21 protein-coding genes are annotated in these 21,380 nt (G+C 73.3%); 9 read left to right on the top strand and 12 right to left on the bottom strand.

Going from position 1 to position 21,380, the window contains the following annotated elements; all coding sequences use genetic code 11:
* Positions 1-15 precede the first annotated feature (15 nt).
* From M8330_RS18990 to M8330_RS18970, 5 genes are read left to right on the top strand one after another with little or no spacing between them, the layout of a single operon-like run.
* Positions 16-1,308, top strand: coding sequence for a type IV pilus twitching motility protein PilT (locus M8330_RS18990; RefSeq protein WP_250828599.1), 1,293 nt, complete (start codon positions 16-18; stop codon positions 1,306-1,308).
* Positions 1,305-1,814, top strand: a complete 510-nt coding sequence (locus tag M8330_RS18985; RefSeq protein ID WP_250828598.1) for an RsiG family protein — start codon at positions 1,305-1,307, stop codon at positions 1,812-1,814. The genes M8330_RS18990 and M8330_RS18985 overlap by 4 nt, the downstream gene beginning before the upstream one ends.
* Positions 1,811-3,592, top strand: a complete 1,782-nt coding sequence (locus tag M8330_RS22590) for a GspE/PulE family protein (RefSeq protein WP_250828597.1) — start codon at positions 1,811-1,813, stop codon at positions 3,590-3,592. Before M8330_RS18985 ends, M8330_RS22590 begins: the two co-directional genes overlap by 4 nt.
* Positions 3,579-5,258: a type IV pilus twitching motility protein PilT gene (locus M8330_RS18975; protein WP_308196316.1), complete on the top strand. Its 1,680-nt coding sequence runs from the start codon at positions 3,579-3,581 to the stop codon at positions 5,256-5,258. Before M8330_RS22590 ends, M8330_RS18975 begins: the two co-directional genes overlap by 14 nt.
* Positions 5,255-6,472, top strand: a complete 1,218-nt coding sequence (locus M8330_RS18970; protein ID WP_250828596.1) for a type II secretion system F family protein — start codon at positions 5,255-5,257, stop codon at positions 6,470-6,472. The genes M8330_RS18975 and M8330_RS18970 overlap by 4 nt, the downstream gene beginning before the upstream one ends.
* 160 nt (positions 6,473-6,632) lie before the next feature.
* Here the strand turns inward: M8330_RS18970 and M8330_RS18965 are convergent, their stop codons facing one another.
* The 4 genes from M8330_RS18965 to M8330_RS18950 are packed head-to-tail and all read right to left on the bottom strand — an operon-like array spanning position 6,633 to position 11,143.
* Positions 6,633-8,108 (bottom strand): hypothetical protein, encoded by a 1,476-nt coding sequence (locus M8330_RS18965; RefSeq protein ID WP_250828595.1) that lies wholly within the window; start codon positions 8,106-8,108, stop codon positions 6,633-6,635.
* Positions 8,105-8,821, bottom strand: a complete 717-nt coding sequence (locus M8330_RS18960; protein ID WP_250828594.1) for a PilW family protein — start codon at positions 8,819-8,821, stop codon at positions 8,105-8,107. The genes M8330_RS18965 and M8330_RS18960 overlap by 4 nt, the downstream gene beginning before the upstream one ends.
* On the bottom strand, positions 8,818-10,677 hold the full coding sequence (locus tag M8330_RS18955) for a type IV pilus modification PilV family protein (RefSeq protein ID WP_250828593.1): 1,860 nt from the start codon (positions 10,675-10,677) through the stop codon (positions 8,818-8,820). The genes M8330_RS18960 and M8330_RS18955 overlap by 4 nt, the downstream gene beginning before the upstream one ends.
* Positions 10,661-11,143, bottom strand: coding sequence for a GspH/FimT family pseudopilin (locus M8330_RS18950; RefSeq protein ID WP_250828592.1), 483 nt, complete (start codon positions 11,141-11,143; stop codon positions 10,661-10,663). Before M8330_RS18950 ends, M8330_RS18955 begins: the two co-directional genes overlap by 17 nt.
* A 278-nt stretch (positions 11,144-11,421) precedes the next feature.
* On the opposite strand from M8330_RS18950, the gene M8330_RS22175 reads away from it, so the two are divergent.
* Positions 11,422-11,874 carry a type IV pilin protein gene (locus tag M8330_RS22175; protein ID WP_308196315.1) on the top strand — a complete coding sequence of 151 codons (453 nt, stop codon included), beginning with the start codon at positions 11,422-11,424 and terminating at the stop codon, positions 11,872-11,874.
* 110 nt (positions 11,875-11,984) lie between these two features.
* Entirely contained in the window at positions 11,985-12,980 is a 996-nt protein-coding gene (locus M8330_RS18940) for a FliA/WhiG family RNA polymerase sigma factor (protein WP_250828591.1), read from the top strand.
* A gap of 97 nt (positions 12,981-13,077) precedes the next feature.
* Here M8330_RS18940 and M8330_RS18935 read toward each other — a convergent pair whose 3' ends face one another.
* The 4 genes from M8330_RS18935 to M8330_RS18920 form a co-directional block, all read right to left on the bottom strand.
* A complete protein-coding gene (locus M8330_RS18935) occupies positions 13,078-13,431 on the bottom strand; it encodes a DUF1304 domain-containing protein (RefSeq protein WP_250828590.1) in 354 nt (117 codons plus the stop codon).
* Positions 13,432-13,465: 34 nt separating this feature from the next.
* Positions 13,466-14,416 (bottom strand): DMT family transporter, encoded by a 951-nt coding sequence (locus M8330_RS18930; RefSeq protein WP_250828589.1) that lies wholly within the window; start codon positions 14,414-14,416, stop codon positions 13,466-13,468.
* A 236-nt stretch (positions 14,417-14,652) separates the two neighbouring features.
* Entirely contained in the window at positions 14,653-15,330 is a 678-nt protein-coding gene (locus tag M8330_RS18925; protein WP_250057647.1) for a response regulator, read from the bottom strand.
* The gene (locus M8330_RS18920; protein WP_250828588.1) at positions 15,327-16,535 is read right to left on the bottom strand and encodes a sensor histidine kinase; all 1,209 of its coding nucleotides are present in this window, start codon (positions 16,533-16,535) and stop codon (positions 15,327-15,329) included. Before M8330_RS18920 ends, M8330_RS18925 begins: the two co-directional genes overlap by 4 nt.
* A 121-nt stretch (positions 16,536-16,656) precedes the next feature.
* Between M8330_RS18920 and phoU the strand changes: the two genes are divergently transcribed.
* Positions 16,657-17,310 (top strand): phosphate signaling complex protein PhoU, encoded by a 654-nt coding sequence (gene phoU, locus M8330_RS18915; RefSeq protein ID WP_250057651.1) that lies wholly within the window; start codon positions 16,657-16,659, stop codon positions 17,308-17,310.
* A 144-nt stretch (positions 17,311-17,454) separates the two neighbouring features.
* Here the strand turns inward: phoU and M8330_RS18910 are convergent, their stop codons facing one another.
* The 3 genes from M8330_RS18910 to M8330_RS18900 all read right to left on the bottom strand — a co-directional run bounded on the left by M8330_RS18910 (position 17,455) and on the right by M8330_RS18900 (position 19,576).
* Positions 17,455-18,195 carry a phosphoglyceromutase gene (locus M8330_RS18910; RefSeq protein ID WP_250828587.1) on the bottom strand — a complete coding sequence of 247 codons (741 nt, stop codon included), beginning with the start codon at positions 18,193-18,195 and terminating at the stop codon, positions 17,455-17,457.
* Positions 18,196-18,200: 5 nt separating this feature from the next.
* A complete protein-coding gene (locus M8330_RS18905) occupies positions 18,201-18,737 on the bottom strand; it encodes a copper chaperone PCu(A)C (RefSeq protein WP_250828586.1) in 537 nt (178 codons plus the stop codon).
* A 77-nt stretch (positions 18,738-18,814) separates the two neighbouring features.
* Positions 18,815-19,576: a UbiA family prenyltransferase gene (locus tag M8330_RS18900; protein ID WP_250051428.1), complete on the bottom strand. Its 762-nt coding sequence runs from the start codon at positions 19,574-19,576 to the stop codon at positions 18,815-18,817.
* A gap of 285 nt (positions 19,577-19,861) precedes the next feature.
* Here M8330_RS18900 and M8330_RS18895 point away from each other — a divergent pair, with 285 nt between their 5' ends.
* Complete coding sequence (locus M8330_RS18895) at positions 19,862-20,347, top strand: CarD family transcriptional regulator (protein ID WP_250051431.1); 486 nt, start codon at positions 19,862-19,864, stop codon at positions 20,345-20,347.
* A gap of 108 nt (positions 20,348-20,455) precedes the next feature.
* Here M8330_RS18895 and M8330_RS18890 read toward each other — a convergent pair whose 3' ends face one another.
* Positions 20,456-21,274 carry a dioxygenase family protein gene (locus tag M8330_RS18890; RefSeq protein ID WP_250828585.1) on the bottom strand — a complete coding sequence of 273 codons (819 nt, stop codon included), beginning with the start codon at positions 21,272-21,274 and terminating at the stop codon, positions 20,456-20,458.
* Between the last annotated feature and the right edge of the window lie 106 nt (positions 21,275-21,380).

The following is a 21,380-nucleotide window of genomic DNA, read 5'->3' as shown; positions in this document are numbered from 1 at the left end:
GGAGGACGACCCCCAGTGAGCACGCACGCCCACCACCTGACCGACGGGACGGCCGGCCGGGACGCCGCCCACGCGGCGCCCCTCGGCGCGCCCTCGAGCGCGCCCGCAGCCACCCCCACGCACGCCGCCGGACACGCCGCCGGACACGCAGCCGGACAGTCCGCCGCGCCGTCCGCCGGCGGCCTCGACGCCGGCCAGGTCCTGGAGGCCCTGCTCGCCGAGACCGTCCGACGCGGTGGCTCCGACCTGCACCTGCGCGCGGGCGTGCCGCCCCGCGTCCGCGTCGACGGCGACCTGCTGCCCCTGGGCCGCGCCCTCCCGGGCGCCCTGCTCACGCAGATGCTGCGCGGCGCCATGCCCGCGGACGCGCTCGAGGTCTACGACCGCGACCTGGAGGCCGACCTGGCCATCACCATGACCGGCATCGGCCGGTTCCGCGTCAACGCCTTCCGCACCCGCGGCGAGGACGCGGCGGTGCTGCGTCGCGTGGCCGAGGAGCCGCAGAAGCTCTCCTCGCTCGGCATGCCCCCCGTCATCCGTGACCTGGCGCTGCGCCGCCGCGGGCTGGTGCTCGTCACCGGCCCCACGGGCTCGGGCAAGACCACCACGCTCGCCGCGATGATCGACGCGATCAACGACGAGCGCGCCGTGCACGTGCTCACGCTCGAGGACCCCATCGAGGTCGTGCACTCCAGCCGCGCCGCCACCGTCACCCAGCGCGAGCTCGGCTCGGACTCCCGCTCGTGGTCGGGCGCGCTGCGCGCCGCGATGCGCCAGGACCCCGACGTCATCCTCATCGGCGAGATGCGTGACGCCGACACGGTGCACGCCGCCCTCTCGGCCGCCGAGACCGGCCACCTGGTCATGTCCACGCTGCACACCACCGACGCGCTCGAGACCGTCCAGCGCGTCATCGACTTCTTCCCGCCGCACGAGCAGCCGCGCGTGCGCGCCGCGCTCGCCGCCTGCCTCCAGGGGGTCGTGTGCCAGCGCCTCGTCCCCACCGTGGACGGCGGCCGGGCGCCCGTCCTGGAGATCGCGGTCGGCGACGTCCGGCTGTCCGAGGCCGTGGCCGACCCCGAGCGGACCGGCGAGATCCCCGACGTGCTCGCCGAGAGCGGCTACTCGGGCATGCAGACGTTCGACCAGCACCTCGTGCGCCTCGTGGTCGAGGGCGTGCTCAGCGAGGACGACGCGCGCGGCGCGGCCAGCAAGCCGCACGACTTCGGCGTGATGCTGCGTCGCACCGGCTGGCGCCCGGACGCACCGACGCCGGCTGCCTCCGCCTTCGCGGGAGGTGCGCGATGACCGCCCTCGCCCGCCGCCCGGAGCACACTGCCCCGCGCACGGCTGCCCACGCCGCTCCCCACGCCGGCCACACCGCCGGTCGCCCTGCTCCCGCCGACGCCCCGCTCGACCTGCACCGCCTCCGCACGCTGCGCACCGCGCTGCGCGAGGAGGAGGAGCGGATCAGCTACTGGCGTCGGCTGCTGCACGCCCGCATCGACCTGGTGCGCGCCGGCGCCGGCACCGACGGCCACCTCACCCTCGAGCAGGTCGAGCGCGCCCTGGGCGACACCGGCCGCGGCCACGGTCGCGAGGTGTTCCTCCGCGTCCGCGCCTTCGACCCGCTGCCCGGCCTGCCGGTGCTGCGGACGCTGTGGAGCAGCGAGGACGTGGCCGAGCTCGAGGTCGCCGCCGAGGAGCTCTCCGTCTACCGCACCGCCCTGCACGAGCGGATCGACTCGCTCACCGACGCGCTCGTCGAGCACTACCGGGAGGACCCGAGCCGGGCCCTGACGGTGCTCGGGTGAACAGCCTCGCCTGGGACAGCCTCGAGCCGGTCGAGCCCCGTCCGGAGGTGGACGCGGTCGCCCGCCGCCGGGCCGACCGCTGGCAGACCGAGGACTCCCGCATCCACACCACCGCGGAGACGACCACGGCCGCGCTCGTGGCGCACGGCCTGGTCACGGCCGAGCAGCTCGCGCAGGCGCAGGCGGCCGTCGCCTCGACCCACGGGTCGGTGATCGAGGCGCTGCTCGTGCTCGACGTCGACCGCGCCGCCGTCCTCGAGCTCGTGGCGGGCGTCGCGGGCGTGGGCTTCGTGGACCTCGCCGAGAACGGCGTGGACGGCGGGGCCGCGGCCCGGCTCTCCGGCGACGTGGCCCGCCGCTCCGGGGTCCTGCCCTACGCGTGGCTGGGCGACGCGCTGCTGGTGGCCGTGCCGGTGCGTCGCCTCGGCGACCTGGAGCTGAAGGACGACCTGGTCCGGCTGACCCGCTCGGCGGTCACGTTCGTGCTCGCCGGCCGCGCCGACATCGAGGCGCGGCTGAACGAGACCTACCGCGCCGAGGCCGAGCTGCAGGGCCTCACCACCGGCCTGGTCGAGGAGACCCCCGAGCAGGGGCTGGACTCGCTCACCGAGGTCGTCGACGACGCCCCCGTCGTCCGCTTCGTGAACCTGCTGGTCAGCCAGGCCATCGCCGACCGCGCCTCCGACATCCACCTGGAGCCCACGCAGGACGACCTGCGCGTGCGCTACCGCATCGACGGCGTGCTCGTCGACGCCCACCGTGCGCCCCGCGCGATCACCGGCGGCGTGGTCTCCCGCTTCAAGATCATGGCCGGCATGGACATCGCCGAGCGGCGCATCCCGCAGGACGGCCGCATCAGCATCAACCACGACGGCAAGACCGTCGACCTCCGCGTCGCGACCCTGCCGACCGTGTGGGGCGAGAAGATCGTCGCGCGTGTGCTCGACAACTCCACCGCCCGCCTCGACCTCGACGACCTCGGCTTCGAGCCCGGCAACCGGGAGCGCTTCGCCCGCTCCTACCGCAAGCCGTACGGGATGATCCTGGTGACCGGGCCGACCGGCTCGGGCAAGTCCACGACGCTCTACGCGACGCTGAACATCCTCAACAACGCCGACGTCAACGTCATCACCGTCGAGGACCCGGTGGAGTACCGGCTGCCCGGCATCAACCAGGTGCAGACCAACCCCAAGGCCGGTCTCACGTTCGCCTCGGCGCTGCGCTCGATCCTGCGCTCGGACCCCGACATCGTCCTCGTCGGCGAGATCCGCGACCACGAGACCGCGTCGATCGCGATCGAGGCCTCGCTCACCGGTCACCTCGTGCTCTCCACCCTGCACACCAACGACGCCCCGTCCGCGGTGACCCGCCTCGTGGAGATGGGGATCGAGCCGTTCCTGGTGGGCTCCGCGCTCGACTGCGTGCTGGCCCAGCGGCTGTGCCGGGCGCTGTGCGAGCGCTGCCGGCGCCCCTACCGCGCCGACCCCGCCGAGCTGGACCGGCTCGGCTTCCGGCTCCCCGCCGAGCACGACGGCGTCCTCTTCGAGGCCGTCGGCTGCTCGGCGTGCTCCCGCACCGGCTACCGGGGACGCACCGCGCTGCACGAGGTGATGCCGGTGAGCGAGGAGATCGAGCGGCTGACCGTCAGCCGCGCCCCGACCGACGAGGTGGCTCGGACCGCCCGCGAGCAGGGGATGACGACGTTGCGCTACGACGGGTGGGCGAAGGTGCTCTCCGGTCGTACGACCGTGCAGGAGGTGCTCCGTGTCGCAGGATGACCAGCAGACCGGTTCGACGGGGTCCTGGGACACGTCCTGGGCCCAGTGGGACACGCCGGCGGAGACGCCGGCCGCGCCGGCCCCCACCCCTTCTGCCGGGGCGCGCCGGCGGGCCGACGTGCCGGAGGGCTCCGCGCCGAGCACCGGCTCGACCTCCCTGTGGGACCAGGTGATGGCCGGCTCCGACGCCGACCCCACCGAGGACGTGCCGCGCGTCGCGCCCGGGGGTGGACGACGGGTCGCCGCCGCGTCCGCGGACGCGTACGAGCCGCCCACCTACGAGGCACCCACCTACCAGCCGCCGACCTACGAGCCGCCCTCGTACGAGGCCCCGGCCTACGAGCCGCCCACGTACGAGACCCCCACGCCCGCCTACCGGGAGCCCGAGCCGGTCGCCCCTGCTGTGGCCCCGGTGACCGCCGCGGCTCCGGTCGCGGCTGCGCCGGTCGTCGCGGCTGCGCCGGTACCCGAGCACGTCGAGCCCGAGCACGTCGAGCCCCTGGGCCTGGACGAGCTGCTGACCCAGGTGGTCGAGCTGAGCGGCTCCGACCTGCACCTCACCGTGGGCGTGCCGCCGACGGTCCGCGTGCGCGGCGAGATGCGCGCGGTCGAGGGCCAGCCGGCGCTGGAGGCGCGGTCGCTGCAGGAGGCGGTCTACGCGATCCTCACCGAGAAGCAGCGCAAGACGCTGGAGGAGACCCGCGAGCTCGACTTCGCCTACACGGTGCCGGGCGTGGCCCGCTTCCGTGCCAACGTCTTCTGGCAGCGCAGCGCGCTCGGCGCGGTGCTCCGCCTCATCCCGTGGGAGATCAAGACCGTCGGCGACCTGGGCCTGCCCGCCGTCGTCTCCGGCTTCGCCGAGCTCAAGCGCGGGCTGGTGCTCGTCACCGGGCCGACCGGCTCGGGCAAGTCCACGACGCTCGCGGCCGTCATCGACCAGGTCAACCGCACCCGGCGCGGGCACATCATGACCATCGAGGACCCGATCGAGTTCCTCCACGACCACAAGGGCTGCATCGTCAACCAGCGCGAGGTCGGCGGCGACACCCTCGGCTTCCGCAACGCGCTGCGCCAGGTGCTGCGCCAGGACCCCGACGTCGTCCTCGTCGGCGAGCTCCGCGACCTGGAGACCATCTCGGTGGCGCTCACCGCCGCAGAGACCGGTCACCTCGTGCTCGCCACGCTGCACACGCAGTCGGCGCAGGACACCGTCTCCCGCGTCGTCGACGTCTTCCCCGCCGAGCAGCAGCAGCAGATCCGCACCCAGTTGGCCGCGACCCTCCAGGGCGTCGTGTGCCAGACCCTCGTGCCGACCGCCGACGGGCGCTCCCGCACCGCCGCGCTGGAGATCATGGTGTGCACCACCGGCGTGCGCGCGATGATCCGCGAGAACAAGCTGCCGCAGATCCCCGGCGCGCTCCAGGCGGGCGTGGACGTCGGCATGCAGACCCTGGACGGCCACCTGGCCGACCTGGTCAAGCAGGGCCGGGTCACCCGTGCCGTCGCGCTGGAGCACTGCGCGGACAAGGAGAGCCTGCTGGCCCTCATCACCAGCACCGGCCTGCGCGGCCCGGGCCAGGGCGGCCAGGGCGCGGCCTCCGCGCACGGTGAGCTGCTCACCGGCTGGAGCGCCCCGCTGGCCACCGACGAGGAGAGTGCGTCGTGACCGCCCAGAGCTTCGAGTACAAGGTCCGTGACGCCGACGGCAAGTTCCGCGAGGGCAAGGTCAAGGCCGCCTCGGCCGAGGCCGTCGCCGACCGGCTGCGCTCGCTGGGCTACGTGCCGCTGCAGATCAGCAAGGCCGGCCAGGGCCTGCAGACCGAGATCAAGCTGCCCGGCTCCAAGCGGGTGCCGCCCAAGGAGCTGGCGATCGCCACCCGGCAGCTGGCCACCATGGTGCAGTCCGGCCTGCCGCTGCTGCGCTGCCTGGCGATCCTCTCCGACCAGGTCGAGCACCCCGAGCTGGCCCGGGTGCTGGGCGAGGTCCGCGCCGGCGTCGAGGCCGGCCACAGCCTCTCCTCCTCGCTCCAGGGCGAGCCGCGCACCTTTCCGCCGCTGATGATCAACATGGTCCGCGCCGGCGAGCTCGGCGGCTTCCTCGACACCGCGCTCGCCCAGGTCGCCGAGACCCTCGAGGCCGAGGTGCGGCTGCGCGCCAAGGTGAAGTCGGCGATGACCTACCCGGTGGTCGTGCTGGTGATGGCCGCCCTCATGTGCATCGGCATGCTGCTGTTCATCGTCCCGGTCTTCGAGAAGATGTTCACCGACCTCGGCGGCGTCCTGCCGCTGCCCACCCGCATCCTGGTGTTCCTCTCCGACGCGATGGTCTTCATCCTCCCCGCGCTCGCCATCGGCACGTTCGTCTGCGTCGTCTGGTGGCGCCGCAACGGCCACGAGCGGCGGGTGCGCGAGGTCGTGGACCCGCTCAAGCTCAAGATGCCGGTCTTCGGTGACCTCGCGGCCAAGATCGCGCTGGCCCGGTTCAGCCGCAACCTCGGCACGCTGCTCGGCGCGGGCGTGCCGATCCTCCAGGCCCTCGACATCGTCGGCGACACCTCCGGCTCCACCGTCATCGCCCACGCCACGGAGGACGTGCGCCGCTCGGTGGCCGGCGGCCAGTCGATCGCCGGCCCGCTGGGCCGCCACGAGATCTTCCCGTCGATGGTGGTGCAGATGATCGCCTCGGGCGAGGAGTCCGGCGCCGTCGACGTCATGCTCGGCCGCATCGCCACGTTCTACGACGAGGAGGTCGAGGCCACCACCGAGGCGCTCACCTCGCTCATCGAGCCGCTGCTCATCGCCGGCCTCGGTCTCGTCGTGGGCGGCATGATCGTCGCCCTCTACATGCCGATCTTCTCGGTCTTCGATCTGATCCAGTAGGGCGCGACGAGCCTCGTCCCCGGCAGTCGCGGGGGCGGGTCACCCAGCGCAGCAACACCAGGACGCCGGCGGGGCGATGCCCCGCCGGCGTCCTGCTGTCTCCGGGTCTGTCGTCCCCGGGTCGTGCGTGGTCCTGGGTGGTCCTGGGTGCCGTTCCGCCTCAGCGGTCGACCTCGAGGTAGCGACCCACGCCCTGGCGCAGGAGGCTGGGGGAGACGTTCGCGAGGAAGCACTCGTCGAGGGAGAGGTTGGCCGTGCCGGTGAGGTCCACGGCGTCGGCGAACAGCGTGCCGATCAGGTCCGCGGTGCCGTTGTTCTTCGACACCTTGCCGTAGGGCGAGCGGGAGGTGAGCACGATGCTCGCGGCCATGTTCGTGTTGCTGTTGAGCCGCACGTCGCCGTTGACGATGACGATGAGCAGGCTCTGGTCCGGGCACTGCGCCGAGTCGGCGACCACCTCGCCGGTGTCCTCGCGGCCCCAGTCGTCGAAGTCGGCCTGGGAGAGGTTCACCAGCGCGCTGCTGGAGTTCGTGGGGCTGAGGTCGAAGAACATCACGGCGTGCGGCGTCACCGACGGCGAGGGGACGCTCCAGCCGCTGTTGGTCGTCCAGTAGAGGCCCTGCGACTGGGCCACGGCCCGCAGGTCGTCCAGCTCGTCGGCGCTGAAGGGGTCCTCGCCGATGCCGAACAGGGTGCGCAGCGCGTCCTCGGAGCCGATGCGGGAGCCGTCCACGTCGGTGGTGCCGTCGCCGTCGAGGTCCTGCGCGCCGTAGTAGGCGGGGTACGCGGCGGCCACCGACGCGCACGCGGTGCCGGCCAGCGGACCGCCGTAGGCGTCCTGGTCGTAGGGGAACTCCTCGTTGCAGGCGCCCGCGGCGTTGCTCGCGCTCCAGGAGTGGATGGGGCCGTTCTTGCCGCTGCCCTTGGCGTCCGAGCAGTACTGGTTGTTGCCGTTGGCGTTGGTGATCACCTGCGAGGAGTGCACGGCGGCGGGGATGCCGTAGGCGGCGTCGATGGTGTCGGCGACGTCGATCTTGTCGCGGCGGTAGACGCAGCCGGTGGAGAAGACGCTGACCCGGGTCGTGGAGTAGTTGCCGCCGCCGGAGATCTCGCGGCCGAAGAGGCCGAGCGGGAGGCTGGCGATGGGGCTGAGCGAGACGTCGACCTCGACGGCGCGCACGCCGGAGCCGGAGCGTCCGGTGCTGTGGATGCGGTACGTGGCCGGGTCGTTGTCGGGCCAGGGGGCGATCGGCTCGATCCAGGCGGTGTAGGACTGGCCGGCCGAGCCGGGCAGGTCGTCGCCGAACGGGGCGCTGCTGCTGCCCCAGGCGTTCGTCGTGCAGTCCGGCGAGCAGCGCAGTGAGCGGGAGCCGCTGCTGCGCAGGTAGGCCAGGGCCTGGGCGACGCCGGCGTCGGCGGCGTCCAGGGCGGCGGCCGAGGCACGCGAGGCCGAGGAGGCCTGCATGCCGTTGACGGTGACCCGCAGGATCGTGGTGCCGAGCACCAGCACGAGAGCCACCACCGTCATGGTGATGACCAGGGCGGAGCCGGTGTCGGCGGGCCGGTCCGGCCTGGGACGGGGGCCACCGGTGGCTCGGCGGGCGGCACGGTGCCGGTGGGCGCGCAGGGCGATCATCCGGCGCCTCCTTCCTGGTTGCGCAGGTCGACGCGGAGGGTGAAGTCGCGGCTGACGTCGCCGTCGCGCACGGTCATCGAGACCTCCACGAGGTCGAGGTGGGCCAGCTCGGCGCCGTCGGGGCGGCCGTTGCCGTTGCCGCCGAGGGCGGGGTAGGCGTCCAGCTCCTGCCAGGTCGTGCGCCCGTCGCCGTCGGCGTCGGGCTCGAAGGCGGAGGAGAGCAGGCGCAGGTCGAAGCGGCTGACGACCTCGGCCAGCACGGGTCGGGTGATCGCGGCGCCGTCGGCGTCGTTGGCGGTCAGGGTGAGGCGGCCGCCGGTCGGGTCCCACCGGTAGGTGAGCACCTCGGGGTCGGAGATGCCGGTGTCGCGCAGGCCGTCGCCGTCGAAGTCGGTCCACACCGTCAGCGAGGTGGTCTCGTCGCCGAGCGAGGTGAGCTCCACCTTGTCCACGGCGGCGGTCTGCCGCAGCTCGCGGGAGAGCCGCTCCACCGCGAGCCGGGACTCCTGGGTGACGTCGGCGGTGGACTGGATCTCGTCGGTGACCTCGGCGGTCGAGAGCGCGAGCCCGAGCAGCAGGGTGGAGACCACCCCGAGCAGCCCGATCGCCACGAGCAGCTCCACCAGGGTGAAGCCGCCGTCGCCCGGGTCCTGTCCCGGGGCCTGCGCAGGCTCGTGCCCAGAGTCGTGTCCGGATTCCTGCGCGGCGCTCATCGGTCGTCCTGCGCGGTGCACGAGACGGCGCCCAGCGTCACCGAGAGGGTGGAGGACGGCTCGGCGACGGGCTGCCCCGCCTCGTCCGTGACGACGGCGCCGTCGGAGTCGACCTGCTTGCGCAGCGGCTGGGTGCGCAGCGTGATGACACCGGGGATCGTGACCTCGGCCGCGCCGCCGGAGGCGGTGCGCGTGGTCTCGCCGACCGTGAGCGCGGACCAGGAGGCGATCCAGTCGTCGAGGTAGCCGTAGGTGCCGACCGGCACGGTCGACAGGTCGATCGACTCCAGCGCGTCGGTGGTGGAGGCCTGGGTCGTGGTGGGCGTCGTGGGGGTGACCGCCACGTAGCCCGTGGGCGTCCACCGGCGGACCGTGGCCGACCAGGCCGCGGTGGTGGAGGCCGCGTGCCCCGTGCCGGCGACGCGGCAGCGGGCGGCGGCCCCGGTGAGGTCGACCTGGAGGATGCCCTCGGGGGCGAAGGTGGTGGGCAGCACCTGCACGGTGCCGGCCCGGGCGGTGCCGCAGGCCTCGACGGCGGAGGGGTCCGTGGTGTCGTCCGTGGCGGTCGAGGTCGCCCAGCCGGTGGCCGCGAGCCGGACGGTGCCGCCGCTGGTGCTCACGGAGCAGTCCGAGCCGGTGGCGCTGGGCACGGTGGCGCTCGTCATCTTCACCAGGCGCCCGGTGAGGGCGAGGCCGTCGCGGTAGAGGAGCAGGCTGCCCGTGCCGGCGCCGACGCCGAGGGCGGTGCCGCTGGACGAGGGGGAGGCCAGGGTGGCGCCCACGGGGGAGAGGGCCGAGCCCAGGCCGGGCAGGGCGTCGGCGACCCGCGCGGCCAGCGAGGTCGTCTGTGTGCCGCCCCAGCAGGCGAGCTGGCAGCCGCTGGCGCCGAGGCTCGACTCGCCCGCGCCCTGCGCGGCCACGGTGGTGGCCGGTGGGGCGACCACGTCGGCGGTGGCGCCGCGTCCGGTGAGGCTGGTGCCCACGTCGGCCGCGACCGAGGACGCGGTGCCCGAAGCGGTGGAGGCGTAGGAGAGGCCGGTGGCGAGCTGGAGTCGGCCCGCGTCCACGTTGACCGGCACCTCGCCGGTGACGGTGGGCGTCGAGGTGCCGACCGCGAGCGTGGTGACGTCCACGGAGGCACGCAGCCGGGTCGCGGCCTGGCGGGTACGGCTGATCTGGGTCCAGCTGCTCACTGGCGCCAGGGTGGCCCCGGTGCGCAGCACCGTGACACCGACGCCGATCTGCGAGGCGGGCCGCGCGTCGCGGCCGACCACCTGCGTGGTCCAGCCGCTCGCCGGCACCACCACGGTGGGCGGCGTGCCGTCGGAGAGCAGCTGGGTGGCCACGACCACGGTCCAGCCGTCGAGGTCGCCGTCCTCGGCGTCGGTGATCACCCGGCGGTAGAACGCGCCGGCCGGCTCCCAGGAGCAGCGGGTGGCGCCGGCGGCGACGAAGCCGTCGGACGCGGAGGTCGGCGCCACCGCGTCGCCGTCTGCGTCGGTGCAGGCCGGCGCCGTGACCGGGGTGGTGAGGTCGGTGTAGTACCGGTCGAGCACGTCGATGTAGTCCCCGGCATCCGGGGCCACGTGGAAGGGCAGGTTGCGCATCTGCTCCAGCTGGCCGAGCGCCAGGGACTTGGCCTGGGTGAGCTCGCGCGAGGTGGCGTTGCCGCGGATGCCGCTGAGGATCACCGGCAGGGTGGCCACCAGCACCACCACGAGGATGCCGACGCTCACCATGATCTCCACCAGGCTGAAGCCGCCGTCGGACGGCACCTCGGGCCTCGGCTCGGGCTCGGGCTTCGGATGGCGCTGGAGCGCGCCCTGGGTCGCGCGCGGCTCAGCGGCGGGAGACACGGCCGGTCAGCCCCTCGACGTGGATGACGATCTCGCGGTCGGAGTCGTCGCGGACGACCGTGACGGTGCCGGCGGTGGCGGTGCCGCGCGAGCTGAAGGTGACGCCAGGCAGCGTGCCGTCGTCGTCGGTGGTGAACGCGGGGTCGAGCAGGTGGGTACCCTGGCCGTCGAGCGCCACCGGCTCCTGGAGGGCGGTGCGGTCGTCGTCGGCGCACCGGCCGCTGAACAGCTGGTAGTCGGCGTCGGTGAACATGACGCAGAGCGACCGGCCCTCGGTGACGGCCCGCTGCTGGGTGGCGCGGAGCGCGGCCTGCACCTGCTCGGCGGTGCCCTCCTGGGCGTTGGCGCGCGTCCACTGGACCCAACCCGAGATGGCGATGCCGAGCACGATCGTCAGCACCGTCACCGTCGCCATCAGCTCCACGAGGGTGAAGCCGCGGTCGCGCGGGTCAGTGGGCTGCGTCACGGGCGGTCGCTCCGGGGTCGGCGGCGCACGGGGCCGGGCGCCGAGGGCTGGCTGGCGGCGTGCGGGCGGGCCGGGGCGGTGCTGGAGCAGCCGGACCCGGAAACCCGGACCCACTTGTTCTGTTTCGGCATCCGCGCAGGTCACCTTGAGCCAGAATGGAGACATCTAGACCGCTCTCAAGGCGGCCTGGGGTCGCGCCGATCCACCGGGATGAACCGTCCTCGCCCCGGTCTCATGCACCCCCCAGGGGGCCGGGCCGACCGCCATTGGAGACAACCGTGCAGACCACCACCAGCAACGCCCCGGAGAGCCGGGACAAGGGATTCACCCTGATCGAGCTCCTCGTCGTCGTCATCATCATCGGCGTGCTCGCCGCGATCGCCATCCCGGTGTTCCTGAGCCAGCGCCAGAAGGCCGCGGACGCCGGCACCCAGTCCGACCTCAAGAACGCCGCGACGCTCATGGAGACCTGGTTCGTCGACCACCAGACGTACCTCGACGGCACTGCCGCTGACGAGACGAACACCCTCGCGACCCTCAAGGGAACCACGAACGTCACGGTGGAGATCCTGAGCGCAGACACCAGCGGGTTCTGCCTTGAGGGAACCAACTCGGGCAGCACCAACACCTTCTACTACGACTCCAATGAGGGCGGTCTGCTGACCGGGGACGCGACGTGCAGCACCTCTTCGTACACGACCGCCGGCACCGTGGCCGCTGACGGCGAGTAACCCACTCGGCCGCACGGCCTCCGCGTGGCGCGCCGCCGCAGATTTTGCCGCGGCGCGCCCCGCGCGTCCGGGACACCGGACACCACCTTCCCCGAAGATCCAGGACCACCATGACCGAGCTTCTCGATCGCGTCACCCCGCCTGAAGGGCCCCGCCCCCACTCCGAGGCCGCCGCCACGCCGCAGCCCCGGAGTCCGGAGGAGTCGACCACGGAGTCGCGCCGTCCCGGCGCCCACCGCCGGCCCGAGCCCCTGCCGACCTCGTCGGACGCGCAGGGGCCCGGCCTCGCAGACCCCACCCCGGACGCCGCCGGCGTGCCGGGGCCCCGTCACGTCCGGCCCGTGCCCGACGACGAGCCCTTCGCGCACGTCAGTGCCGACGAGGGCGAGGACGGCGACGGCGCGCTGTGGCGCGCCATCCGCGAGCGCGGCGACCTCGCCGCCCGCAACGAGCTGATGCTGCGCTACGCCGGCCTGGTCAAGTACGTGGCCGGCCGGGTCCGCTCCGGGATGCCCGCCTCCGTCGAGACCGGCGACCTGGTCTCCGAGGGCATGATCGGCCTCATCGACGCGATCGAGCGCTTCGAGCCCGACCGCGGCCTGCGGTTCCCCACCTTCGCCGTGCCGCGCATCCGCGGCGCGATCCTGGACGCGGTGCGCGCCGACGACTGGGCGCCCCGCTCCGTCCGCCGCCGTGCCCGCGAGCTGGAGCGCACCGCGCACGCCCTGCGCACCGACCTGGGCCGCCAGCCCACCGACGACGAGCTCGCCTCCGCGAGCGGCCTGGAGACCGAGGAGGTGCGCACGGCGCTGCAGCCGCGCACCTGGGTGCGCTACGCCTCCGTCACCGAGCTCGACGAGCTGCACGAGGTCGGCCGCGACTGGACCGACGCGCTCGAGGACGAGGAGGTGCGCGAGCGGCTGCTGCCGGCCGTGCAGGCCCTCCCCGAGCGCGACCGCGTGATCCTGGCCCTCTCCTTCTTCGAGGGCCTCACCCTGGCCGAGATCGGCCGCGTGCTCGGTGTCACCGAGTCCCGCGTCAGCCAGCTACGCACCCGCGCCACCCGCGAGCTGCGCCAGGTCCTGCTCCAGCAGACCGCCGGCTGACCGCCGGCTACCCCCCCAGACCCGACGAGGGCCCGGCACCATCCCCCTGGCGCCGGGTCCTCGTCGTACGCCCGGGGCCCGGGCGAGCGGTGCGGTCTCAGACCGCGAGCAGCGCCAGCACAAGGGTGACCAGACCGGGCACGGCCTGCACCCACAGGATGCGGCGGCTCACGGTCAGGGCACCCACCGCGCCCGCGACGAGCACGCACGCCGCGAAGAAGACCTGCACCTCGGTGCGGGTGCTGAGCGCGCCCCACACCAGGCCGGCCGCCAGGAACAGGTTGTAGAGCCCCTGGTTGGCGGCCAGCACACGGCTGGCCTGCGCGAACTCCACGTCGGTGCCGAAGATGCGGCGCCCCGTGGGCGTCGCCCACAGCACCGCCTCGAGGTAGGCGAACCCGACGTGCAGGAGGGCGAGGAGGCCGCAGGCCACGCCGGCGAGTATGGTCACGAACCGGATCGTCCCACGTCCGGGTGCACGCGTGTCACGTCTGCGCGGAGACCGGCTCCTCACGCCGGGCACGGGCAGCCCGTGCGCGGCCACCGCGTCGCGTGAGCGCCACGCCCACCAGCGCCAGCGCGCCGCCCGCGTAGGCCAGCGCCGGCGGCGTCTCGGCCAGCAGCAGCCAGCCCATCACGATGGTCAGCGGCGGCACGAGGTAGGTCGTCACGCCCAGCGTGGACGCCGAGAGGTGCCGCAGCGCGTAGGCGTAGGTGGTGAACGCCAGCGCCGTCGGCAGCGCGCCCATGTAGACCATCCAGAACGTGGACGACGGCGGGGCGGCCGCGACCTCGCGCACCAGCTGCGGCGCGAACGGCAGCGACACGACGCACCCGATGGTGGCCGCCAGCCAGGTCACCTGGATCGCCGGCAGCCGCGCCACCAGCGGCTTCTGCACCACCAGGCTGATCGAGTAGGCCACCGCGGCCACCAGGCACAGGAGCACGCCCGTGCTGTCGCGGTCGGCCGCGTCGGAGGTGGAGAGCGAGATGACCACGACGCCGGCGAACGCCACCGCCAGGCCGAGCCCGAGCCACCGGGTGAACCGCTCGCCCAGGAAGATCGCGGCCAGCACCGAGATGAGCACCGGCGAGACCTGGATCAGCATCGAGGCGGTGCCCGCGTCGACCCGGGACTCGCCCTCGTTGAGCGCCACGCTGTAGAGCGCGAACCACAGGACGCCGATGACCGCCATCCCCGCCCACTCCCGGCCCGTTGGCCGGCGCAGCGAGCGGCGGGCCGAGAGGAGCGCGACGACCGCCAGGCAGACCGAGGCCACCACCAGCCGCCCCAGCGTCAGTGCGCCGGGGGAGAAGTCCTCGTGCAGGTAGCGGATCGCCACGAACGCGCTGGCCCACAGCACCAGGGTGGTGGCCACCGCGGCGAGCGGGAGCCAGGGAAGACCGGTGGGGGAACCGGGGGCGGGAGCGTTCACGGCCGCAGCCTAGGCGCCGGCACCGACACCGCTGCACCGGCCGGTGGTCGAGGTGCGACGAGCCCCGGCGAGGAGCCACGAGACCCCCGCAGCCGGCGTGCCGGCGGAGCAGATCTCGACACGGCCAGCACCGCCTCGTCCCTCGGCGGTGGGCCTGCTCGATCCTCCGGCGCCCACGCCGCGGGCTCGTCCCTCGCCCCCGGCTGCGCCGGAGGCGCGTTGGATCTCCTCCTTCGTCAGAGATCCAACTTGTACCCCAGCCCGCGCACCGTCACGAGGTACTTGGGCTCGCTCGGGTCGGGCTCGATCTTGGCCCGCAGCCGCTTCACGTGCACGTCGAGGGTCTTGGTGTCGCCGACGTAGTCGGAGCCCCAGACCCGGTCGATCAGCTGCCCGCGGGTCAGCACCCGGCCGGGGTTGCGCAAGAACATCTCGAGCAGCTCGAACTCCTTGAGCGGCAGCTTCTGCTCGTGGCCGTCCACGGTCACCACGTGCCGCTCGACGTCCATCCGCACCGGGCCGGCCTCGAGGGCCGCGGGTGCGGCGTCGGGCTCGATGCCGCGGCGCAGCACCGCCCGGATGCGGGCGGTGAGCTCGCGCGGGGAGTACGGCTTGGTGACGTAGTCGTCCGCACCGAGCTCGAGGCCGACGATCTTGTCGATCTCGTCGTCCTTGGCGCTGACCATGATCACCGGCACGTTCGAGCTCTGCCGGATGACCCGGCAGACCTCGGTGCCGGGGATGCCGGGCAGCATCAGGTCGAGCAGGACGATGTCGGCCCCGTTGCGCTCGAAGTCGTTGATCGCCGTGTTGCCGTCGGCCGCCACGGAGACCTCGAAGCCCTCCTTGCGCAGCATGTACGAGAGAGCCTCGGAGTAGCTCTCCTCGTCCTCGACCACCAGTACCCGTGTCACGGGCGTTCCTCCTGCTCGTCGTTCCCCGGGGAGCGCCCCCGGTCGTCCATCGACCCCAGGGAGAGGTCGTCGTCGGGGGTGCTGTCGGTGCCGTAGTGCTGGGGGAGCGTGAGGGTGAAGGTCGAGCCCTGACCCTCCGCCGACCAGACCCGGACCTCGCCGCCGTGGGTGGCGGCGACGTGCTTGACGATGGACAGGCCCAGGCCCGTGCCACCGGTCGAGCGGTGCCGGGCGGGGTCCACCCGGTAGAACCGCTCGAAGATGCGGTCCAGCTCCTCGGCGGGGATGCCGATGCCCTGGTCCACCACCGAGATGTCGACCGACCCCTCGTCCACCCGGGTCGTCACGACCACCGTGGAGTCGGGCTCGGAGTAGGAGACGGCGTTGGAGACGAGGTTGCTCACCGCGGCGAGCACCTGCTTCTCGTTGCCGTAGACCTGGACGCCGGGGACGCCGCCGACCAGCACGTGGATGCGCCGGTCCTCGGCGGCCATCGCGCTGGTGTCGACCGCGGTCGCGATCACCTCGTCCAGGTCCACGGCGATCGGCTCGTCGAGCGGGTCGTCGGCCTGGAGCCGGGAGAGCTGGATGATCTGCTGGACGAGCTTGCCGAGCCGGTCGGACTCGGTGAGCATCCGGGCGGCGAACCGCTTGACCGCGTCGGGGTCGTCGGCCGCGTCCTCCATGGCGTCGGCGAGCAGCCGAATGGCGCCCACCGGGGTCTTCAGTTCGTGGCTGACGTTGGCCACGAAGTCGCGGCGGACCTCCTCGACGCGCCGCTCCCGGGTGCGGTCCTCCACCAGCGCCAGCACCAGGCGGGAGCCCAGCGGCGCCACGCGGGCGCTGACGAAGCGTGCCGGCACGCCCGGGCGGGTCAGCCGCAGCTCGGTCTCGCGGATCTGCCCGTCCCGCCGGACCTGCCGCACCATGTCGGCCAGGTCATCGGAGACCAGCCGGGTGCCGCGCACCAGGCCGAGGGCGTAGGCGGGCGCGGAGGCCTTGAGCACCAGCTCGGAGGAGTCGATCACCACCGCGCTGGAGCGCAGCACCGAGAGCACGGTGGCCACGCCGTCGGGCAGGGCCGGCTGCTGGAGCGGCACGGCCGCGCGCTGCTGCCGGTCGGACACGTGCCAGGCGAACACGGCGCCGCCGGCGACCAGTGCTCCGACGAGGGCAGCGAGAAGTGCCTGCGTCGTCGGGTCCACGAGCAGGATCGTACGCACAGCCTTCACCCCCCGTTCGCCGCCGGAGGCCGACGTAGCAACAGTTCACCCCGCATTCACCGCCGGCAGCGCCGTCGTTCGCCGCGCGCTCTAGGCTTGCGCCATGCGTGACACGTTCGACGAGCAGCTCAGCCAGGTCTTCGGCGACCTGGTCTCCATCTGCGGCATGGTCCAGGTGGCGGTGAACGTGGCCACCCAGGCGCTCCTGGAGGGCGACATCACCCTCGCCGAGGAGGTCATCTCCGGCGACCGCGCCATCGACGTGGCGCGCGAGGAGGTGGAGGAGAACGCCATCGGCATGCTCACCCTCCAGGCGCCCGTCGCGCGCGACCTGCGCTCGGTCGTGGCCGCGCTGCGCATGGTCACCGAGCTGGAGCGCATGGGCGACCTCTCCGTCCACGTCGCCAAGATCGCTCGCATGCGGGTCCCCAACATCGCCATCCCGGACGAGGTGGCGCCGACGATCCGCAAGATGGCCGAGGTCGCGGAGGACATGGTCGTCCGCGTCGGCCAGATCATCGCCGACCGCGACGTCAGCGCCGCGATCGAGCTGGGCCGCGACGACGAGATCATGGACGGCCTGCGCCGCGCGTCCTTCGTCGAGCTGCTCTCCGACGACTGGTCCCACGGCGTCGAGGCCGCGGTCGACCTGGCGCTGCTGGGCCGCTACTACGAGCGGATCGCCGACCACGCCGTCTCGATCGCGCAGCGCATCGTCTTCGTCGTCACCGGCGAGACCGACAAGCGCGTCGGCTGAGGCTGCCACCGGGAAACGACCCAACGTCAGGCATGTTTCACGGCCCGTGAAACATGCCTGACGTTGGGTCGTTTCGCGTCCAGCCGGAACGACGAAGCGCCGGCCCCCTGGTTGGGACCGGCGCCTCGTGCGTGCTGAGCCGCGTCAGCGGCCCTGGTTCGCGACCGCGGCAGCGGCGGCGGCGGCCGCCTCCGGGTCGAGGTAGCGACCGCCCTTCTCCACGGGGGAGAAGGAGTCGTCCAGCTCGTAGACCAGCGGCTGGCCGGTGGGGATGTTCAGCCCGGCGATGTCGTCGTCGCTGATCCCGTCGAGGTGCTTGACGATCGCGCGCAGCGAGTTGCCGTGCGCGGCCACCAGGACGACCTTGCCGGCCGCCAGGTCGGCGGTGATGTCGGACTCCCAGTAGGGGAGCATCCGCTCGATGACGTCCTTGAGGCACTCGGTGCGGGGCATCTCGTCGCCGAGGTCGGCGTACTGGGGCAGGCCCACCTGCGAGAACTCGTCGTCGTCGGCCAGGACCGGCGGCGGCACGTCGAAGGAGCGGCGCCAGAGCATGAACTGCTCCTCGCCGTACTCGTCGAGGGTCTGCTTCTTGTTCTTGCCCTGCAGGCCGCCGTAGTGGCGCTCGTTGAGGCGCCAGGAGCGCTTCACCGGGATCCAGTGCCGGTCGGCCTCGCTCAGCGCCATGGCCGAGGTGTTGATCGCGCGACGCAGCAGGGAGGTGTGCACGACGTCGGGGAGGACGCCGGCCTCCTTCATCAGCTTGCCGCCGCGGACCGCCTCGTCACGGCCCTTGTCGTTGAGGTCGACGTCCACCCAGCCGGTGAACAGGTTCTTGGCGTTCCACTCGCTCTCGCCGTGGCGGAGCAGGATCAGGGTCGACATGCGTCTCAGTGCTCTCCGTAGGTGACCACGGGCTCCTCGGCCTCGCAGTCGTAGGTCTCGCCGGTCGCGGTGGTGCTGGCGGTGTCGAAGCCCTCGAACTCGCGGCAGGCCGGGACGACCGGCACGTCCATCGTCGCGGACTCGCCGTTGTCGAACGTGAAGGTCAGCTCGAGCACGTCGCCGGCGGCGAACGAGCCGGTCAGGCCGATGCCGTCCTCGGTGGTGCCGACGCCGGTGTAGCCGTCGGGGGCGACGTCGACCGGGTCGAAGTCGGCCACGGTGACGCTGGTGTCGGCGGCGCTGAGGCCGGTCAGCGACAGCTCGTCGGCGGCGGTGTTGGCCAGGCCCCCGACGAAGGTGCCCGCGTCGTCCTGCGCGGCGACCACGACGGCCGAGAGGACGTTGACCTCCGTCTCGCGGTCGTTGGTGCCCGCGGCGGGCGTGTACACCTGGTCGGTGGCGAGGTCGAAGCCGCACGACGAGAGGGTCGTGGTGAGCGCGACCGCGCCGGTGACGAGCGCGAGGTTGCGGCGCAGAGACATGTTCGGTGCCTTCGTGTCGGACGTGGAGCCAGCGGGTAGAGGGTACCGCTGCCGGGGGTCGGTGCCGCGACCGGGCGTCAGGTGCCGGACGGCGCGGCGACGCCCAGCCAGAGCAGGCCCGCGGCCACGGCGGCGAGGAACACGACGGTCAGCGCGAGCAGCCGGTTGGCGCCCAGGCCGAGCCCCAGCCGCAGGGGCAGGGTGTCCCACCCCTCGTCCCGGTCGTCGACGAGCCCCCAGACGGCGGTGAGCACGTGCACGCCGACGCCCGCGAGCGCGGCCAGCCCCACGGCCAGCGGGTGCGGCGGCTCGCCCACGTGCAGCCCGCCCCAGCCGCCGTAGGACAGGAAGCCCGGGTAGAGCGCCCAGGCCAACGCCCACGGCCACCACGACGCGGGCCCGCGCCGGCCGACGCGGGTGCCGACGACGCCGATCGCCACCGACGCCAGGTAGAAGCCGGCGGCCACCAGGCCGTTGGCCACCGACAGCGGGACGAGGACCAGCACCGCGCACGCCGCCGCGAACCCCGCCGTCCCCCGCTCGAGCCGGCCGTCGGCCACGGGCTTGCGGCGCCGCCGGTGCCGGGCGTCGAGGTCGGCGTCGGCCACGTCGTTGACCCAGCCGAGCACGAGCTGGCCGACGGCCACGGTGGCGGCCACCAGGGCGACCTCGCGGCCGGGCCTGCCGGTGACCGCGGCGGCGACGGCGAGGGCGACCGTGACGGCCAGGGCCCGCGCGGGGTGCGCCGCCAGCACCAGGGCCACCGGGGCGGGCAGGGGGCGGCCGGTGGGAGGCGCCGCCACGTCGTTGACGTCGGTCTGCTGCTCGGCGGGGGGCATGTGGCCAGTATCACCGTTCCCGCCCACGGTGGTGGGAGCGCCGTGCGGGCGGCCCTGACCTGGGGCGGGTGGTCCCGGGCGGGGGTTCGTCCGTGGCCGACGTTCGGCCCCCGGCGTCCGACCCACCGGAGGCTTGCCTGGCGGGGCGGGACTTGCTATCGCGTGCGTGAGCCACCCGGGTTTCGGCTTGTCAAGCCCGGATCAAGGCCCTGACCTGCACAAACAGTGGCCGGGGGCAACGAGGTCGTGCTATCGTTGTCCACCTGAGGAAGGGGAACCTGGCACATGACTTTCACTGTCGGCGAGACCGTCGTCTACCCCAATCACGGGGCTGCCGTCATCGAAGACATCGAGACCCGCAAGATCAAGGGCGAGGACCGTCAGTACCTGGTCCTGCGCATCGTGGCACAGCAGGACCTGGTGGTCCGGGTCCCGGCGTGCAACCTGGACCTCGTCGGCGTGCGTGACGTCGTCGACAAGGACGGGCTGGACCGAGTGTTCGACATCCTGCGTGCGCAGCAGGTCGAGGAGCCGACCAACTGGTCGCGTCGCTACAAGGCGAACCTCGAGAAGCTGCACAGCGGCGACGTCATGAAGGTGGCCGAGGTCGTCCGCGACCTGTGGCGCCGTGAGCGCGACCGCGGGCTGTCGGCCGGCGAGAAGCGCATGCTGGCGAAGGCTCGCCAGATCCTGGTCTCCGAGCTCGCGCTCGCGGAGTCCACCAACGAGGACAAGGCCGAGGCCATCCTCGACGAGGTGCTCGCGTCCTGACCTGACGGTCCGGCACGACCCACGCGACCGACCCCCGCCACCCACCAGGGTGACGGGGGTCGTCCGCGTCCGGAGGCCCGCAGGTGCCGAGCGGCCCGACCGGGGTGCTCAGACGTCGATCGGCACCTGGAGGTAGGCGCGGTAGCCCCGGCGGAGCGTGCCCTTCACCCGGGCGAGCTGGTCGACGCCGCCGTCGTCGCCGAACACGTTGTCGCTGGACAGCGAGATCTGGTCCAGGTTGGTGGCCGAGTCGCCGTAGAGCCGAGGACGCTTGCCGTAGACGTGGGCGGCCACCTTGCGCGGCAGCGCCAGCTGCGAGGTCGCCACCGGGGTGCCGGAGCGGGTCGCGGCGCGCTTGGAGCGGTAGACCTCGAAGTGGACGTGCGGCCACCGGCCCGGGTAGCAGCCGGGGAGGACGCTGCGGAAGCGCACGATGCCCTTCTCGCCGCTCACCTGCACCCCGCGCAGCCAGTTCTGGTCGGTCACCCCGGCGGAGTACATCGAGTAGCGGCCCTTGGCGTCGCAGTGCCACGCGTACACCGCGTAGCCCTCGAGGGGGTCGCAGTCGCCGGTGGAGACGAGCCGCAGCGTCAGGGTGAGGTCGATGCCCTGCGCGCGGCGGTGGGTGTCGCCGAAGCTGCGGCGGATGTCGCGGCGCACGACGCCGCTGTCGTCCAGGACGTTCGGTCCGTTGGAGCCGTCGCCGGGGTAGGGACCCGCGGTCTCGGCCGGGATCTCGCTCCCCGAGCAGGTCGCCGCCGAGGCCGGCGTGCCGGAGCCGAGCAGCAGCGCGCCGCCGGTGCCGAGGGCGCCCGCGCCGAGGAGGGAGAGGACCGTGCGACGGTCGCGGAGGTAGGCCAGGTCGAACCGGAGCCCGCGGTCGAGGAGGTCCCCGCCCTGCTCCTCGCTGTGGTGGTGGTCGGTCATGGCAGGGGAGACAAGCGCCCGCACCTGTGAGACCGGCCGCGACCCGCCGTGGCACGCCTGTGCGGGGCCCGCGTCCCGCGCCGACCCCGCGGCCGGGACGGTCGCG

The sequence above is a fragment of the Nocardioides bruguierae genome, assembly GCF_023656415.1.
Classification (GTDB): Bacteria; Actinomycetota; Actinomycetes; order Propionibacteriales; family Nocardioidaceae; genus Nocardioides; species Nocardioides bruguierae.
The sequence above is the reverse complement of the archived record's forward strand: the minus strand, read 5'-3'. Positions and strand labels throughout refer to the sequence as shown.

Excerpts from the sequence above, each read along its gene's own strand:
- M8330_RS18985 (WP_250828598.1), top strand. The coding sequence starts at position 1,305 with ATGACCGCCCTCGCCCGCCGCCCGGAGCACACTGCCCCGCGCACGGCT.
- M8330_RS18965 (WP_250828595.1), bottom strand. The coding sequence starts at position 8,108 with ATGATCGCCCTGCGCGCCCACCGGCACCGTGCCGCCCGCCGAGCCACC.
- M8330_RS18960 (WP_250828594.1), bottom strand. The coding sequence starts at position 8,821 with ATGAGCGCCGCGCAGGAATCCGGACACGACTCTGGGCACGAGCCTGCG.
- M8330_RS18940 (WP_250828591.1), top strand. The coding sequence starts at position 11,985 with ATGACCGAGCTTCTCGATCGCGTCACCCCGCCTGAAGGGCCCCGCCCC.
- phoU (WP_250057651.1), top strand. The coding sequence starts at position 16,657 with ATGCGTGACACGTTCGACGAGCAGCTCAGCCAGGTCTTCGGCGACCTG.
- M8330_RS18910 (WP_250828587.1), bottom strand. The coding sequence starts at position 18,195 with ATGTCGACCCTGATCCTGCTCCGCCACGGCGAGAGCGAGTGGAACGCC.
- M8330_RS18905 (WP_250828586.1), bottom strand. The coding sequence starts at position 18,737 with ATGTCTCTGCGCCGCAACCTCGCGCTCGTCACCGGCGCGGTCGCGCTC.
- M8330_RS18900 (WP_250051428.1), bottom strand. The coding sequence starts at position 19,576 with ATGCCCCCCGCCGAGCAGCAGACCGACGTCAACGACGTGGCGGCGCCT.
- M8330_RS18895 (WP_250051431.1), top strand. The coding sequence starts at position 19,862 with ATGACTTTCACTGTCGGCGAGACCGTCGTCTACCCCAATCACGGGGCT.
- M8330_RS18890 (WP_250828585.1), bottom strand. The coding sequence starts at position 21,274 with ATGACCGACCACCACCACAGCGAGGAGCAGGGCGGGGACCTCCTCGAC.